Origin of the sequence: Nocardioides sp. Root140, assembly GCF_001426745.1 — a bacterium.
GTDB lineage: Bacteria > Actinomycetota > Actinomycetes > Propionibacteriales > Nocardioidaceae > Nocardioides.
Window position 1 is genome coordinate 266,045 of sequence record NZ_LMFI01000010.1, and the last position, 16,383, is coordinate 282,427.

General features: G+C 68.5%; 10 protein-coding genes and 1 pseudogene. 3 read left to right on the top strand and 8 right to left on the bottom strand.

Going from position 1 to position 16,383, the window contains the following annotated elements; translation table 11 throughout:
• Window positions 1-82: 82 nt before the first annotated feature.
• The 8 genes and pseudogenes from ASD30_RS11685 to ASD30_RS11720 form a co-directional block, all read right to left on the bottom strand.
• The gene (locus tag ASD30_RS11685) at window positions 83-1,165 is read right to left on the bottom strand and encodes a Fic family protein (RefSeq protein ID WP_056681497.1); all 1,083 of its coding nucleotides are present in this window, start codon (window positions 1,163-1,165) and stop codon (window positions 83-85) included.
• Window positions 1,166-1,403: 238 nt separating this feature from the next.
• Window positions 1,404-1,571, bottom strand: a pseudogene (locus ASD30_RS11690) (DUF255 domain-containing protein); the annotation flags it as partial.
• Between the two features lie 43 nt (window positions 1,572-1,614).
• Window positions 1,615-2,193 (bottom strand): sugar O-acetyltransferase, encoded by a 579-nt coding sequence (locus ASD30_RS11695; protein WP_200951144.1) that lies wholly within the window; start codon window positions 2,191-2,193, stop codon window positions 1,615-1,617.
• Between the two features lie 98 nt (window positions 2,194-2,291).
• Window positions 2,292-2,876, bottom strand: coding sequence for an RBBP9/YdeN family alpha/beta hydrolase (locus tag ASD30_RS11700; protein WP_056681499.1), 585 nt, complete (start codon window positions 2,874-2,876; stop codon window positions 2,292-2,294).
• Window positions 2,873-4,192, bottom strand: a complete 1,320-nt coding sequence (locus ASD30_RS11705; RefSeq protein ID WP_056681500.1) for an MFS transporter — start codon at window positions 4,190-4,192, stop codon at window positions 2,873-2,875. The genes ASD30_RS11700 and ASD30_RS11705 overlap by 4 nt, the downstream gene beginning before the upstream one ends.
• A gap of 131 nt (window positions 4,193-4,323) precedes the next feature.
• Window positions 4,324-5,376 (bottom strand): 3-keto-5-aminohexanoate cleavage protein, encoded by a 1,053-nt coding sequence (locus tag ASD30_RS11710; RefSeq protein ID WP_056681501.1) that lies wholly within the window; start codon window positions 5,374-5,376, stop codon window positions 4,324-4,326.
• 32 nt (window positions 5,377-5,408) lie between these two features.
• A complete protein-coding gene (locus ASD30_RS11715; RefSeq protein WP_056681502.1) occupies window positions 5,409-6,293 on the bottom strand; it encodes a TauD/TfdA dioxygenase family protein in 885 nt (294 codons plus the stop codon).
• Window positions 6,294-6,312: 19 nt separating this feature from the next.
• A complete protein-coding gene (locus tag ASD30_RS11720) occupies window positions 6,313-7,293 on the bottom strand; it encodes a quinone oxidoreductase family protein (RefSeq protein ID WP_056681503.1) in 981 nt (326 codons plus the stop codon).
• Window positions 7,294-7,436: 143 nt separating this feature from the next.
• On the opposite strand from ASD30_RS11720, the gene ASD30_RS11725 reads away from it, so the two are divergent.
• The 3 genes from ASD30_RS11725 (at window position 7,437) to ASD30_RS11735 (ending at window position 16,380) form a co-directional block, all read left to right on the top strand.
• Window positions 7,437-8,429, top strand: a complete 993-nt coding sequence (locus ASD30_RS11725; RefSeq protein ID WP_056681504.1) for an AraC family transcriptional regulator — start codon at window positions 7,437-7,439, stop codon at window positions 8,427-8,429.
• An 83-nt stretch (window positions 8,430-8,512) separates the two neighbouring features.
• On the top strand, window positions 8,513-11,470 hold the full coding sequence (locus ASD30_RS11730) for an ATP-binding protein (RefSeq protein WP_056681505.1): 2,958 nt from the start codon (window positions 8,513-8,515) through the stop codon (window positions 11,468-11,470).
• 272 nt (window positions 11,471-11,742) lie between these two features.
• The gene (locus ASD30_RS11735; protein ID WP_056681506.1) at window positions 11,743-16,380 is read left to right on the top strand and encodes a S8 family serine peptidase; all 4,638 of its coding nucleotides are present in this window, start codon (window positions 11,743-11,745) and stop codon (window positions 16,378-16,380) included.
• Window positions 16,381-16,383 lie beyond the last annotated feature (3 nt).

Consider the following 16,383-nt stretch of genomic DNA (forward strand, 5'->3'; position numbering starts at 1 on the left):
CCTCTTGCTGCCGCGAAGTTGTCGTGTTTCTTTTATTCCGAGGAACCTCAACAACTTCGCGGATCGGGTGCGGCTCGCCAAGTCACTCAGCGCGTGTCAACACATCTAGAAACTCGTGGTTGACGAAGAGGCGTTCTCTGCCGACCTTGACGTCGCTGAGAAGCCCTGCCACAACCAGTGCGTGCAGCCACGACGACGCCGTCTGACGCGAGACGTCGCATCTGCTGGCGACGGCGCCGATGCGGCAGTAGGGCTGGTCGAAGAGAACTTCCAGGAACTGGGCGTCGCGCCCTCCCGGCGTGGCATCACGAGCTCGCTCGGCAATGTCATCTTGACACGTACGAATGGCTCCGATCTTCCGCGTCGTTGATGTTGCGGACTCGCGGACTACATCAAGCATGTAGATGATCCACTCGATCCAGGCGTCTTCGGCTGTCACGGCTCGCAGGAGCCGGTAGTAGTCGTTCTTCCGGGCGATGATTGCTCGTGAGAGGTAGAGGATGGGGTCGTGCAGTAGGCCGGCCTCGATCAACATCAGAATGTTGATGACGCGGCCGGTGCGTCCGTTGCCGTCGTGGAACGGGTGGATCGCCTCGAACTGGTAGTGGGCCACCGCCATACGCACCAGCGGATCAAGATCGTCCTCGGCGTGGATGAAGCGCTCCCAGGCCGAGAGCTTCTCGCCAATGAGGTCAGCCCCCTCGGGTGGGGCGTACACAACCTGCCGTGTGGTCGGGTTTGCGATCCGCGTGCCAGGCACCGCACGAACGGCTATCTCCCGACCCTGCAGCTCGGAGCAGATTCGAGCAGCCGTCGAGGACGTGAGAGGACGGTTTCTGATCGACTCGACCCCCGCGAACAGCGCGTTCCGGTAGCGCAGCGCCTCCTTCGTAGCATGGTCTCCCCCACCTGACTCGACGTGCATGAACAACTCATCGGCCGTCGTCACGATGTTCTCGATTTCAGAGCTGGCCTGCGCCTCAAGCAGGGGCACAGCGTGGATCAGGATGTTGGGGTTCGGCAGCAGCTGACCGGCCTGGGCGAGTGTCGCCAGTGCCGTTCGGGCTTCAACGGTGGCCTTGAGCACGGGCTTGGGCTCGAGGTCGATGCCTTCCGGCGGCAGCGGTGGCAGGTCGTTGAAGGGGGCTTCGGGGCTCCAGGGCACGTGTCAGCTCTTTCGACTCATTCGCACTACGTGTTAAGAATTTCAGATAAACCTAACACGTTGCTGGGACGTGTTAGGTGACCCAACACGTAGCTAAATGCCCGAGTGATACACGAGAGTGATACACGAAGCCCCGGAATCGGCGTCACACGGCGATCCTTGCCGAACCTGCGCGAATCGAAATAATGCCTCTGACCTACGATTTTGCGGATTCGAGCCAAATCCTGAGCCAGCGGTCCATCACGTGGCACCAGTGGCACGCGGCGTACCCGACGCTCAACAGGACCGGCACGTTGCGGTCGCGGGCCTCCGCGAAGGCCTCGGTGCCCCACTCCCACCAGTCGACGGGGTTGTCCTTGTGCTGGAGCAGGTACGGCGAAGTCGCGTCAGCGAGTCGGTTCGTCACGAGCCCAGCGTGTCATGCCCGTGGCGCCCGCTGGCTGCGCCCGTCACTCCGCCGGCAGGTCCCGTACGACGACCGCGGGGCTTCCCACCGCGACGACGTGGTCCGGCAGGTCGGAGAGGACCAGGCTGCCCGCACCGACCACCGTGTTGCGTCCGATCGTGACACCGGGCCCGACGATCACACCGGCACCCAGCCAGGCGTTCTCACCGATCTCGATGCCGAGGGCCTGCTCCCAGCCCTGCCGTCGCATCGCATGCTCCTCGACGGGGTGCAGCGCGGTCATCAGCTGGACCGACGGCCCGAGGCGCACGTGGTCGCCGATGACGATCGGGGCATCGTCCATGAAGAACGCGTCGGCATTGACGAAGGCACCGGCACCGATGGTCACGTGGAAGCCATAGCTGCAGCGAAACCGGGGCACGATCTCTGCGCCCTCACCGAGGCCGCCGAGCAACGCGTCGAGCACCTCGCGGCGCCGGTCGTGGTCGGCAGCCGCGGCCGCGTTGAACCTGTCCAGCGCCGAGCCGCACTCGTCCCGGAGCCGCGCCAGCTCACGCGAGTCGAGATACCAGTCACCTCCGGACATCGCGGCGACCGCCTCGTCCTGCTTCCTGTCGAGCACCCCACGAGGGTGGCACACTCCGGCACTCGATCAGCGACGGGCACACGCCACCCAGGCCATGAAGGCCGAGGTGACCGCGTGCCAGGTGCCGGGCGACATCAGGCGTTCGCCTGCACCGTCACGCCGAGCGGCTCGAGGAGTACGTCGACCCCGGGCCACTGGCCGTACCCGGAGGCGGGGTTGAGATGGCCCACCGCACCGAGCACGTGGACGTCGCTCCCCCACGCTGCCGCGAGGTCGCGCACCCGGCCCAGGTCGCCGATCGGGTCGTCGGTGCTGGCCGCCACGATGCTCGGGAACGGCAGTCCCTGCAGGGGAATCGGCAGCCACCCGTCCACAGCGAGGTCCTCGATCGCCGGGTGTCCCGGCCCGAGGGGCGAGACCAGGTCGGGCGGCGTGGCGAGCAGGACACCCTGGATCCGACCCACGTGGTCGGCGGCGTGGCGGGCCGCCCAGTGCACCGTGATCAGGGCACCGGCACTGTGCGCCACCAGCACCACCGGTCCCTCGGTGCCACGGATCGTCTCGTCGAGGGCCTCGACGCGCTCGGTGAGGTCGTGCCGTTCGCGACCCAGGAAGGGAACGCAGACGGCGTCGGTCAGTCGCTTGTCGAGGTGGGTCTGCCAGTGGTCCTCGACGTGGTCGCGGAGCCCAGGAACGATGATGACGGTGGGGCGGTTCATGCGCGTACCTCCAGTTCTGCTGCGTGGACACGGGCCAGGCTCGCCGGGTAGTAGGCCCGGCCGACAAGCAGGAGAACGATCGAGAGGGCGCCTGCCACGGGCAGTGCGCGGAAGGCGGTGGCCAGGCCGTACTGGTCGGCCAGCATGCCCATCACGAACGGGCCGGCCGCGAGGCCGAGCAGGTTGTTGGCCATCGTGAGTGTGCCGAACGCCGTGGCCCGGATCCGCTCGGGCGTGAGGTTGGCGACCATCGCCCCGGCCGGCCCTGCAGTGCCGGAGCAGAAGAAGACACCGAAGCCGAGCAGCACCAGCTGGAGCGTTCCGGCCGGCTGGGCGAAGGCCAGGCCGAGAAGCACCAGGGACACGACGGCGTAGCAGATCGCGGACGTCCACTTGCGGATCGGCACCGTCTTGGCGACCCGGTCGGTGACCGCACCGCAGACGATCATGCCGACGCCCATCACGAGGATGTAGCCGGCCGCGGCGACGGCGGCGCGGTCAGGAGCCAGGTCGTACTCGCGGTTGAGATAGCTCGGCAACCATGCGTACACCGACCCGGCCACGAACAGCTGCGTGCCGCTGCCGAGGTAGGCGAGCACCACCGAAGGCGTGGAGAAGAGCGAGCGGAACCTCGGCCGTGCCGGTGTCGCCGCGGTCGGCGTACTGTCCGGGTGCCGGTGCTGCTCGAGCTTCTCATCGGTTACCAGGAGCCGGTAGAGCGCGACCAGCACGAACCCGAAGATCGCCATCGCGACGAACGCAGAACGCCAACCGAGCCGCTCGGCGACGATGCCGCCCAGGGCGACACCGAGGACGGCGCCGAACAGGCCGCCGGCCATGAAGGAGCCGGTGAGCGCGGAGCGTCGGTGCGCGGGATAGACCGCGATCACGACGGCCAGGCCGACGCTGCCGAACGCGGCCTCCCCCACGCCGACGAAGAGACGGGCCAGCATCATCTGGCCGTAGCCCGCGGCCAGGGCGCAGCCGAGGGTTGCGACGCTCCACAGGGCACCCATGGCGATGATCGCCCGCACCCGGCCGAAGCGGTCACCGATGATCGACAGCGGTACGGCGAGGATGCCGACGGCGAGAGCCACGACGCTGGTGAGGCCGCCGAGCTGGGTGTCGGTGAGACCCCACTCGGCCTTGAGCAACGGGAAGACGGCCGAGAGCACCTGCCGCGACATGTAGTCGGAGAGCAGCAGCCCGAAGGTGAGCAGGAAGACGAGGAACGGGAAGGCCCGTCCGGCGCGGGCCGCCACGGGGGCGGCAGAGGGCTCAGTGATGACGGCGCCCTCGGTGACGTGCAGTGCCATGGAAAACTCCAGGAAAGGTCGATCCGGTCGGCAGGGAACGAGTCCGTCGCTGCCGTCGATGCAGGGCGTGGGGCGCGGCCCGGAGACCGCACCCCACGCAGACGCTGCGGGAGAACGCCGTGCGGATGGGCTCAGGCGTGGAAGGTGAATCCCACCTGGCCGGGCTGGCGGTTGGGCGCGAAACCGAGCTTGGCGAGCGTCTCGTCGACACTGGAGTACTGCTCACCGATCTTGTATATCTCGCGAGCGTCCTTGCCGGTGGCGATCGGCCGGTCGAGCTCCTGGGCGATGCGCACGAGCTGCTCGACCTGCTGGACCGAGGTCATCTTCTCGCGACGACGACCCCAGATCGTGTCCTCGTTGCCGCACCGCGAGTGCAGCCCGAGGGCGATGGCCATCGCGTTGACGGGGAGCACGCTGCGCATCAGCGTCTCCAGCGTGAGGCAGGCACCGTCCGGGACCCGGCGGATGAAGTCCATCATGTTGTAGGGGTTGGGCCCCTCGAAGCCGCCGCCGATCGCGACCCACGTCAGGTTCAGCGGCCCCATGTAGTGGCCGCGCCGGATCAGTCGCTCGACGGTCTCGAGCTGTGCCGAGGTGGCCAGCTGGAAGTGCGGCTGGATGCCGTTGGCGGTGAGCCGGCGCAGGTGCTCGATGACCCACTCGGGCCCGGCAGGGACGACCATCTCGCGGTAGGCCTCGGCGAGCTCGGGGCGGGCAAGCGACGTGCCACGGGTGTCGTCGTCGGTCATCAGCTCCATGATGTTCATCTGGCTGGTGTTGATGGCGATCGTGACCTGGTCGGGCGCCGGGTCGAGGTCGGCCAGCATGTGTCGGGCGTCGTCCTCGAGCCACTTGGCCGACTGACCGTCGTCCTCGGGGGCGAAGGAGATCGACCCGCCGATCTGGAGGATCATCTCGGGCACGGCCTCACGCAGGCGACCGAGCAGCTCGTTGAACTTCGAGAGCCGCTTGGAGCCCTTCCCGTCGAGCTCGCGGACGTGGATGTGCAGCACCGTGGCGCCGGCGTTCCAGCAGTCGACGGCCTGCTGGACGTGCTGGTCCATGGTCAGCGGCAGGTCCTCCGGGAAGTCGGCCGGCTCCCATTCGGGGCCGTACGGCGCCGCGGTGATGACCAGCTTCTCCTGGTTCTCGGGGAACAGTGAGTCGTCGTGGAAGTACATGGTGGTTCTCCTTTGTGAAGGGTTCGGAAGTGTCAGAAGGTCGGGTCGCCGATGACGCCGGCGCGCTCCATCTTGCGAACGGCGGGCCAGTAGTCCTGGACGGCGTAGTGCTGGGTCGAGCGGTTGTCCCAGATCGCCACGCTGTTGGGGGTCCAGCGCCAGCGCACCTGGTACTCCGGCACGGATGCCTGCCGGATCAGGTAGTTCAGGAGCTCGCCCGCTCCGGGGCTGTAGTCGTGCCCGAAGCGAACCCGCTGGGCGTTGTGGAAGTTCACGAAGTGGGTCGTGAACGCGTTGACGAACAACGTCTGTTCGCCGGTCTCCGGGTGCGTGCGTACGACGGGGTGCTCGGCGTCCGGGAAGCGGTCGCGCAGGGCGCGTCGTTGTTCGGCGGGTAGCGCGGCGCCGAACGTCGACTCGATGCTGTGGCTGGCCCGCAGGTCGGCGATCTGGGTCTTGACGTGATCGGGAAGGCGCCGGTAGGCCTCGACCATGTTCACCCAGATCGTGTCGCCGCCGACGTCGGGCGTCTCGATGCAGCGCAGCACGGCGCCCATCGGCGGCGCCTCACGCCAGGTGGCGTCGCAGTGGAAGGAGTTCTCGTACTGCTCGGCCGGGGAGTCCAGGTCCTTGTAGATCTGCACCAGGCCGGGGTGGTCGGGGTCGGCGCCGACCATCGGGTGGTCCTCGAGCGGCCCGAACCGCTCGGCGAGCGTGACGTGCTCGGCCCGAGTGAGGTCCTGGTCGCGCAGGAAGACCACCTTGTAGCGGAGCAGCAGCTCCTTGATCCGGGCAAACAGCTCGGGGTCGCGCGAGGCATCGGCCAGGCTGACGTTGCGCAGCTCGGCGCCGATGGTGGCGGTGAGGGGGTGGACCTCGATGGCGCCGGTCGTGACGGGTTCGGCGGTGACAGTCATGGGCTTCTCCTTCTGGGTCTCAGGACTCGAGGTCGAAGACGGACGAGCCGATGCTGCGGCCCGACTCGAGGTCGTGGTGGGCCCGGACGGCATCGTCGAGCGAGTAGCGCTGGTTGATCGGGACCTCGATGCGGCCAGAACCGACCAGGTCGAAGAGCTCGTCGGCCAGGGCCGCGCGCTCGTCCTCGTCAGCGATGTAGTCGGCCAGGGCCGGCCGGGTCACGAAGAGCGAGCCCTTGACGGCCAGCTGCATCGCGTTGATCGGCGGAGTCGGGCCGGAGGCGGTGCCGAAGCAGACCAGGAGCCCCCGGCGGCTGAGTGAGTCGATCGACTGCTCGAAGGTGGTGGCGCCGATGCTGTCGTAGACGACCGGCACGCCCTTGCCGTCGGTGAGCTCACGAACGCGGGTGGCGACGTCCTCGCGGGTGTAGACGATGGTGTGCGCACAACCGTGGGCGCGGGCAACCTCCGCCTTCTCGTCGCTGGACACCGAGCCGATCACGTTGATGCCGAGCTCACGCGCCCACTGGCTGAAGATCAGGCCCACTCCCCCGGCGGCGGCGTGAAGCAGCACGGTGTCGCCGGCCTCGAGCGGAGCGATGCGGCGCAGGAGGTACGCCGAGGTGAGTCCGCGCATGGTCATGGCCGCGGCGGTGTCGAAGGCGATGGTGTCGGGGAGCTTGATCAGGGAGTCGACCGGCATGACCCGTTCAGTGCTGTAGGCACCCAGCGGGCTGCCGGTGTAGGTGACCCGGTCTCCCTCCGCGAAGCCGATCACACCGGCGCCGACCGCCTCGATGACGCCGGCGCCCTCGACGCCCATGCCGGCAGGCAGCGGGGCCGGGTAGAGGCCGGTGCGGAAGTAGGTGTCGGCGAAGTTGAGGCCGACCGCGTGGTGGCGGACGCGCACCTCGCCGGGGCCGGGCTCACCGACATCGACGGCCTCCCAGCGCAGCACGGCCGGGCCGCCGGTCTCGTGGAAGCGAATGGCCTTGGCCATGGGGAACTCCTTTGTTGCGTGGTCCGCGGGATCGGCCGCGATGATCTGTGACGCAAGCCACGCTAGGAGCCAGCGCTCGCCAGCGCTTTACGGATCGGGACAGATCACTTATCTTTTCGGGACAGGCGGGAGAGGCAGGTCACATGCACCCGGAGGTCCGCGCCGCGTCGCTGCACGGCTTCACCGACCTCGCGAAGTCGGTCGGGCTGGAGCCGCTCGCACTCATCGACGACGCCGGCCTCGACGTCGCGGACCTGGCCACCCCGGACACCTGGATCCCCGCGCGGGCGGCGGTCGGCCTGCTCCAGTCCGCGGCCCTCGCCTCGGGCCGCGACGACTTCGGGCTGCTGCTCTCCGAGCGGCGCCGGCTCTCGACCCTGGGACCGCTCAGCGTCGTGCTGCGCGAGGAGCCGGACGTGCGCAGCACGCTGGACCTGCTGATGCGCTACGAACGCAGCTACAACGAGGCCCTGCACCTCGAGCTCCACGAGTCCGGCGGGCTGGCCAGGCTCCAGATCAGCATCGAGCTGGGTGTGTCCGCGCCGACCGGGCAGGCCGTCGACCTCGGCGTGGCCGCGCTCGTCGGCATCCTGCGGGTCTTCCTCGACGACGACTGGAGCCCGCTCAAGGTGTGCTTCGCGCATCCCGCGCCGGACGACCTGGGCACCCACGAGCGACTGCTCGGTGACCGGCTCCAGTTCGACCACGAGTTCTCCGGCGTGATCCTCACCTCCACCGACCTCGACCGGCGCAACGAGCACTCCGACCCGACCCTGCGGCACTACACCCAGCAACTGCTCGCCACCCTGCCCAGCGCGCGCCCGGAGGGCGCCGTCGAGCGGGTCCGCGAGCTGATCGAGCTGCTGCTGCCGCTGGGCCGCTGCTCGGTCGACCAGGTCTCCCGAAGCCTCGGCGTCGACCGTCGCACCCTCAATCGCCACCTGGCCGTGCACGACGAGACCTTCACCTCGCTCCTGTACGCCACGCGCGGCCGTCTCGCCGAACGTCACCTCGCCAATCCGCGCCACTCACTGACCGACATCTCGCAGCTGCTGGGCTTCGCGGCACCCAGTGGGTTCTCACGCTGGTTCCGCGAGCAGTACGGCGTCGCTCCGCGTGAGTGGCGCGCACAGTGAGGTCAGGACGTCACAGGTGACGGTTCCGGGCGACGAGGTGGCTCACCGCTAGGGTGAGTGAGTCACCAGAGGGGACCCAGGCCATGCCGACATTCTCGGGCCGCACCCACGCGACCGTGGACCATGTTGCCGCGTCCTCGACGTGCGTCGGACGAGACGGCGAGCTCGCCTCAGCCAGCGCCGCACTGTCTACGGGACGCGCACTGATCGTCATCGAGGGTGAGCCGGGAATCGGCAAGTCACGCATGGTCTCCGAGATCCTGGGCGCCGCCAACCTGCGCCCATCCGCCGTGCTGATGCTCGCGGGTCTGCCGATGCCCGACACGTTCCCATTGGGCTTGCTTGCCGACGGCCTGCGTCGCCATGCCCGACGTCGTGACGACCTCGAGACGGCGCTGGCTGAGCTGTCCCCGCTGGGAGGGTGCCTGCACGCACTCCTTCCCGACTGGTCCTCACTGCTTCCGCCGCCTCTCCCCCCGGAAGACGACCCCCGCGCGACACGGCGGCGTCTGCGGGCCGCCCTGGTCGAACTCGTCGGTGTGCTCGACATAGAAGTCGTCGTCCTCGAAGACGCGCACTGGTCCGACGCCGCGACCCTGGAGTGGCTGCTCCTTCTCGACGGCGCCGACGACGGCCCGTCGCTGCTGGTCACCGACCGTCCGAGTGAGGTGCCCGACTCCTCTCCACTGCTCAGGCTCCGCTCCCGAGGCAACTCTCCCGGCACCTACCTCCGACTCACCCTTCAGGCACTCGACGTGGACGCCGTCGCCCGGCTGACGAGCGCGATGCTGGACGGCGCGGAGATCTCCCACGCGTTCGCGGCGTTCCTGCGGGAGCACACCGACGGCGTACCCCTGGCCGTCGAGGAGTCGATTCGCCTGCTTCGCGAACGACACGACATCGAGCTGCGCGATGGACGCTGGGCCAGGCGTGCCCTGGACGAGATCGGCGTACCACCCTCCGTCGTCGACTCCGTGCGCGAGCGACTCACGCGACTGCCCGAACCGGCCCGCCGACTGCTGGAGGCCGCGGCCGTGCTCGCCGAGGACGCCACCAGCGACACCCTCCACTCCGTCGCACACGGCGACACTTCGACCGGCGCTGATGAGATCGAGTCGATGGCCGCGGCTCTGTCGTCTGGCCTGCTCCGCGAGGTCAGGCCGGATCGGTACGCGTTCCGGCACTCCCTCGACGCGGAGGCGGTTCTCGCCTCGGCCGACGCACCTCGTGTGCGGGCCCTTCACCGGCGGGCCCTGGAAGCCCTCGCACGCGACGAGGGTGCCTCCGTCGTCCGGCTCGCACACCATGCCAAGGAGGCGGGCGACACCACCCGCTGGCGGGGGTACGCCGAGCAGGCCGCAGACGTGGCCATCGACACCGGCGACGACGAAACCGCGATCCTCACGCTCGTCGCGATCATCGAGTCGACCGATCAGTGGAGCAGCCCCGCTCTGTCGGCCATCATCGGCAAGCTCGACGCGGCCCGAGCGATCGGTGGTGGCACCAGCATCGCCACCGGGTCCCGTGCCGCCGAGGCGTTGCAACGGGTGATCGACCGGCGCGTGCTGGACGGGGCACAGTTGGGCACCGCCATGCTGGTGCGAGCTCGGCTGCTGTGGGTCATCCATCGGGAGCGAGACGCCTATGAGCTCTTCGAAGAGTCCGTTCCCCTCCTGGAGGAGCGTCCTCAGGAGGCCGAGCGAGCCATGGTCAACCTCGCGCTCCCCATGATCGACGAATGGCCCATCGCACGTCATCTGAGCTGGTTGGATCGAGTCGACACACTGTTCGCAACCGAACCGCAGGTCATGCCTGCACTCGAGGGACGCGCCACAGCGCTGCTGATGGCAGGGCACCCTGAGGGCTGGCAGGCACTGGAGACGGTCCTTGGGCAGCCCGGAAGAGATTCGTCACCGAGCCAGATGCTCAACGTCATCGGTGCGACCTTCCCGTGGGGACGACTGCACGAGACCCGACGACTGCTGGAACGTGAGGCGCAGTCGGTGGCCGCGGCCAACCACCCACGACTCGACGACATCTGGCTGCTGAGATCGGTCCAGCTCGACTGGTATTCCGGTGCGTGGGACCAGGCTCGCGTCAGCATTGCTCGTCTGGACGAGAGGACCGACGAGCCCTACCTCGACGATCCCACCGAGACCGCCTATGCCGACGCACTCGACTGCTTCGGCCGCACACCCGGCGACGCAGTGAAGCGGCTCGAGGAGGTGGCCGCCCGGCTGGCACGTTCGGAGAGCGTGCTGCCCACCTGCCTCGACCCCGCGTCGACCCTGGCCCACCTCGCGGTCTCCTCCGGCGACTTCGAGACCGCGCTTGCCCACACCCGATCGATGGCGGAGATGGTGACGCGCCGCGAGGCCTGGCTGTGGGCGGTCGAGTTCACGGTAAGCCACGTCGACGCACTGCTGGGCAAGGGAGACGTGCCCGCGGCGGTCGAGTTCGTTGACCGGTTCGAGGCAGGCACCTCGGGGCTCGATGCCCCGGCAGCACAGGCCGTGGTCCACGAGTCTCGCGCCGCGCTCGCACTGGCCGCAGGTGAATCACGTGAGGCGATCGCGCTCGCACAGGAGGCGGCCAGGCAGTGGGCGGCGATGCCCCGCCTGCACCGGGAGCTGCTCGCGCTGGAGCGCCTGGGCGCCTGCCTCATTGGAGCCGACCGAGTGCCCGAGGCGGTCGGCGAGCTCGAAGCGGTGCACGAGCGGCTGCGTGAGCTCGGCTCGGTGCATGACGCAGCCAGGGTCGCCCGCACGCTCCGTGCGCACGGTTCCCGCACCGGCCGACCCGAGGTCAACGGTCGAACCGGGTACGGCGACCAGCTCTCGCCCCGCGAACGCGAAGTGCTTCAGCTGGTCGCCCGAGGCATGACCAACAAGGAAGCGGCCGCGGCACTGTTCCTCTCACCCAAGACGGTCGGGCTCCACCTGGGCTCGGCGATGAGGAAGCTGGGCGTTCACACTCGCACCGCGGCTGCCATCGCGGCCACGCAGGCCGGCCTGATCGAGAACTCCTCGCCCGACCGGTAGGGCAGCGGCTGCACGAGAAACTGGGCAATCGCCCTATTGCTGGTCGCACCGTCTCTGCGCCAGCGTGAGTCCGTGCCGGAAGAGAAGCCACGTGCCAAGGAGCACGCGGGTGCGCCCGACGACGAGCCGACCGAGCCCGAGTACGAGGCCGATGAACCTTCCAGTGCTCCCCGACCGGAGCCACCCGGCGAGACCCGTTGGTTTCCGCTCTAGTCACTCAACGCACGCATGCCCGAGATCCGAAGCGGGCTCACCCGAGAGGTCACACCCTGATGCATCGTCTCGCGAGAACGAAGGCCGGCCGACTGAGTGCCGTCGGCTCGCTCCTGGCAGCACTGATCGCACTGGTCGCACTGCCGACGGGCGCCTCCTCCGCGTCACCCACCGCCGAAGACAAGGGCCACATCCAGCCCGAACTGCTCGCCGAGTTCGAGAAGGCCGTCGACGAGACGCAGGAGTTCTGGGTCATCCTCGACAGCTCCGCTGACACGTCGAGCGCCTCCGGCGTCGGAGACTGGGACAAGCGCGGGCAAGCGGTCTACGACGCGTTGCGCAGCCACGCCAAGACGTCGCAGGCCGAGGTGATCGCCCAACTGGACGCCGCCGGCGCGACGTACACGTCTTACTGGATCACCAACGCCGTGCACGTGGAAGCGGGGACTTACGCACTGGCCAGCAGCCTGGCGGGCGCCACCGGGGTCGAGACCGTGCGCGCGCCGGTCACCTACGAGCAGGTGGAGCCGATCGACAAGGAACTCACCACGAACAAGATGGGACCCGACGCCGACGCGGCGGTCGAGTGGGGCGTCGCCAACATCAAGGCCGACCAGGTGTGGGACACCTACGGCATTCGCGGCGACGGCATCGTGGTCGGCAGCATCGACACCGGCGTGCAGTACGACCACCCGGCACTCATCCATTCCTACCGCGGCTACCGGGCCGACGGCACGGTCAGTCATGACTACAACTGGCTCGATGTCACGGGGGCATCAACGCTGCCGGTCGACGGCGGCGGCCACGGAACGCACACCATGGGCACCATGACCGGTGACGACGGCGCCGCCAACCGGATCGGGGTCGCCCCCGGCGCCACGTGGATCTCTGCCAACGGCTGCTGTCCTTCAGATGCCGCCCTGCTCGACTCGGCACAGTGGATGCTGGCCCCCACCAAGGTCGACGGAACCCGCCCCGACCCGGCGCAACGACCCAACATCATCAACAACTCCTGGGGCACGAGAACGCCCAGCAACGACCCCTTCATGGAGGACGTCCTGCAGGCGTGGGCAGACTCGGGCATCTTCGGAGTTTGGGCAAACGGCAACATCGGACCCGGCTGCGACACCTCGGGCGCGCCCGGGTCGCGGACCATCAACTACTCGGTCGGCAACTACGACATCAACGACACCATCGCGCCGTCGTCCTCACGCGGATCCGGTCAGGACGGCGAGATCAAGCCGAACATCTCGGCCCCCGGCACCAACGTCAGGTCTGCCTATCCCGGCAGCAGCTACGCGTCCATGACCGGCACCTCGATGGCGGCACCGCACACGGCGGCCGCCGTCGCCCTGCTCTACAACGCCGATCCGTCCCTGATCGGCGACCTGGCTGCGACTCGCGAAGCGCTCGACGGCACTGCCCGCGACACCGCCGACGACCAGTGCGGCGGCACGGCCGACGACAACAACGTCTATGGCGAGGGCCGGCTCGATGCGCTCGCGCTGGTGGAGTCGGCCCTCGAGCAGTCCACCAGCGGATCGCTCACCGGCACCGTCACCGACGCCGAACGACAGGTCCCCGTCACGGGCGCCACGATCACCCTGACCAGTGGCGAGCTCGTGCGCTCGACCCGGCAGGGCGAGAGCGGCGGCTATGCGCTCACGCTCCCGGTCGGCGAGTACACCGTGCGGGTCGCCGCGTTCGGCTACGAGCCGAGCACCACGACCGTCACGGTGACCGACGGGGAGACCACGACGCACGACGTCACCCTGACACCGCTCCCGGGCGGCACGGTCAGCGGTCGCGTGGTAGACCCCGTCACCGGTGCCGGCATTCCCGAGGCGGTGGTCACGCTGGCCGGGGTGCCGTTCGTCGGCACCACCGACGCCACCGGCGCGTTCGCCATCAACAAGGTTCCCGGGCCGAAGAAGTATGTGCTGAGTGTCAACGCCGGCCTCTGTGGCGCCCGCCTGGTCACCAGGTCGGTCGACATGGGCGGCACGGACGCCGTGGTTCCCACGATCGCCATGCCCCGACACCCGCTCGACGTCCCCTACGGCACGTCGTACGGCTATTCCTGTGTCACGGAGACCAGTGACTGGACTCCCGGCGACACCCTCCTCGTGCTGGCACCGATGGATGCCTCGGGAACGCGCCCCGTGACCGAGGTCGACCTTCCGTTCCCGTTCCGCTTCCACGGACGCGCACTCGACTCGATCGGAGTGCACGCTCCAGGACGAGGACCCGGAACAATGGGAGCGAGCGTCTCGTTCTGCCTCGACGAGCCGCGATGGAACGCGTGGACGCCGGATGCACCCTGTCCTTCGAGCTCCGCACTGACCCTGGACACGAGCCTCATCCCGCTTTCCCCGGAGAACGGTGGAGGACAGGTGTTCACGGCAGTGAAGGGAACAGCCCCGAACCGGACCTTCACCATCGAGTGGCGCGACTACACCTACTTCGGCACGGACGCAGACTTCGACCTCGGGCTCACGTTGCACGAGAACGGCGACATCGTCATTGCCGGCCATGACATCGACCCCGATTCACTGTTCGATCGGGCCGGAGCCGCCGGGCGCCCTCTGGTCAGCTCATCGATCGGTGGCCCGGCCCTGATGCATTGCTGCACCTGGGACCAGCTCCACGCGGTCGGCAACGAGAGCGGGGGCTGGCCGTGGCGGTCCGACGCCACGCAGGTGCGCATCGACCTGCCCGACGCGGGCACCGTTGCCGGCGTCGTGACCGATGCCGCCACCGGTGACCCAATCGCCGACGCGGTCGTCCAGGTACGGGCGCCCGACGGTGCCGTGCAGTGGCAGGTTCACACCGACGGGGCCGGCCGATACAAGACGGAGATCTTCACAGGGCACGGCTACACCGTGGCGGCGTACAAGCCCCGGACCTACGGACGCGGGACTCCCGTCGACGTGAGGATCGGTGCACCCGGGGCCACCGCTCACGCAGACTTCAAACTGGCCGGGGCGAAGCCGACAGTGACACTGGACGCCGACACTTCCGGACAGACCGCCACCCTGCGCAACAACGGCGACAAGGCCTACGAGTGGACGGCGGCACTCGACGTACCCGTGGCCTCACCCGCGGAAGCCGGATCACTGACCAAGGTGACCGATCTCAACGCGACGAAGGCACCCGTTGCGGTCGAGGAGGGCGGTGGGTCCTGGTGGGTGGCCCAGGCTCATCTGGTCGCCGCCAACCCCCAGCACGAGATCCGCGAATACACAACGGACGGCGACCCGACCGGCACCGTGATCGCTATGTCGGCAATTGCGAACGAGATCGGTGTGGACCCGTCGTGGCTCATCCCGTACGACCTGGTCTACGTCGACGCCACGAACGAGGTGTGCTTCATCGTCGCTGGTGACTCCGGTGCCGGAGGGTTCGACGCAACCCAGCCCTTCAACGACATCGTCTGCGCCGACGCCCGCGATGGAGGCTACTCGCGCGTGATACGTACCGACATCCCCGACTTCCACCTCGCCTGGGGACTTGCCTATGACGAGACCCACGATCGACTGTTCCTGCAGCACTGGCACAAGGACGACGACCGTTTCGCCAGCGGAGAGGCTCTCGGAATTCGACTGACCACGATGGCCGGGCCCAACAGCCCTCAGGCGGGCACCCAACTCACCTCGTGCACTCTCTACGGCGTGCAAGGCCTGGGCATGGCATATCAGCCCGGTTCGGACAGCATGTGGAAGATGGAGCGCTCGGGCTCTCGAACGCCGATACTCTCGCAGATCGATCCGACCACGTGCACCGAGACCGGGTGGCGCCGTGCAGACAATCCGCCAGCAGGTCTGCCGCGAGGCACTGACATCCGCCCGGACGGCACCCTGCTCGCGGCGTCGCTCACTGGCGACATCCTCGAGTTCGCCACCGGCGACGACGACGTCCCCTCGCTGCCGTGGCTGAAGCTCTCGCAGAACCGCGGGACGATCGCGCCGGGCGGCACCGCAACGATCGACGTCCGGGTCGACGAGACCCGGATCCCCGAGGGCGTCGACCACGTCGACCTGGTGCTCAGCGGCAACGGCGGCGAGCAGAGCAAGATCCGGGTGCCGATCAGGCTCCGGGAGAGTCAACAGACCGACACGACGCTCTCGCTGAGCGCGACACCCACCCAGGTGAAGGTCGGAGGCTCGACGAAGGTAAAGGTCAAGGTCAACACCACCTCGGGCGTCACCCCGACCGGACAGGTGACGGTGACTCCGCCGGGTGGCAAGACGGTGCGCGCCAACCTCGTCGACGGGTCAGCCGTGCTCGCCGTCGGGCCCCTCACCTCCGCGGGCAGGATCGCCCTGGCGGCTCGCTACCTCGGTGACGCGTGGAACCGGGCGTCGTCACGGTCCCTGTCCCTCACGGTGGTCGCGAAACCGAGACTGCGTCTGACCACGCGGGTCGTGACTCTGAAGCGCGCCTCGGCCTACGTGGGCCTGCGATGTGCCGGCACCGCCGGCACGTGTGCCGGCACCCTGGTGATCAAGAAGGGCGGCAACCCCGTGGCCCGTGGCTCGGTGTCATTGAGGGCAGGCACGGCGCGAACGGTGAAGCTGCCGTTGAACGCACGGGGCAGGGCGCTGCTGCGCAAGGGACGCAGGGTCACCGCCGTGCTGGTGGTGCCGAACCCTTCCGGCACCAGCCAGGTCAGCATCACCCTGAGACCCGTGCGCTGACCG

What these genes read in the sequence shown, in the direction of transcription:
- ASD30_RS11715 (WP_056681502.1), bottom strand. Translation starts at nt 6,293, where the DNA reads ATGACTGTCACCGCCGAACCCGTCACGACCGGCGCCATCGAGGTCCAC.
- ASD30_RS11720 (WP_056681503.1), bottom strand. Translation starts at nt 7,293, where the DNA reads ATGGCCAAGGCCATTCGCTTCCACGAGACCGGCGGCCCGGCCGTGCTG.
- ASD30_RS11730 (WP_056681505.1), top strand. Translation starts at nt 8,513, where the DNA reads ATGCCGACATTCTCGGGCCGCACCCACGCGACCGTGGACCATGTTGCC.
- ASD30_RS11725 (WP_056681504.1), top strand. Translation starts at nt 7,437, where the DNA reads ATGCACCCGGAGGTCCGCGCCGCGTCGCTGCACGGCTTCACCGACCTC.
- ASD30_RS11705 (WP_056681500.1), bottom strand. Translation starts at nt 4,192, where the DNA reads ATGGCACTGCACGTCACCGAGGGCGCCGTCATCACTGAGCCCTCTGCC.
- ASD30_RS11735 (WP_056681506.1), top strand. Translation starts at nt 11,743, where the DNA reads ATGCATCGTCTCGCGAGAACGAAGGCCGGCCGACTGAGTGCCGTCGGC.
- ASD30_RS11710 (WP_056681501.1), bottom strand. Translation starts at nt 5,376, where the DNA reads ATGTACTTCCACGACGACTCACTGTTCCCCGAGAACCAGGAGAAGCTG.
- ASD30_RS11700 (WP_056681499.1), bottom strand. Translation starts at nt 2,876, where the DNA reads ATGAACCGCCCCACCGTCATCATCGTTCCTGGGCTCCGCGACCACGTC.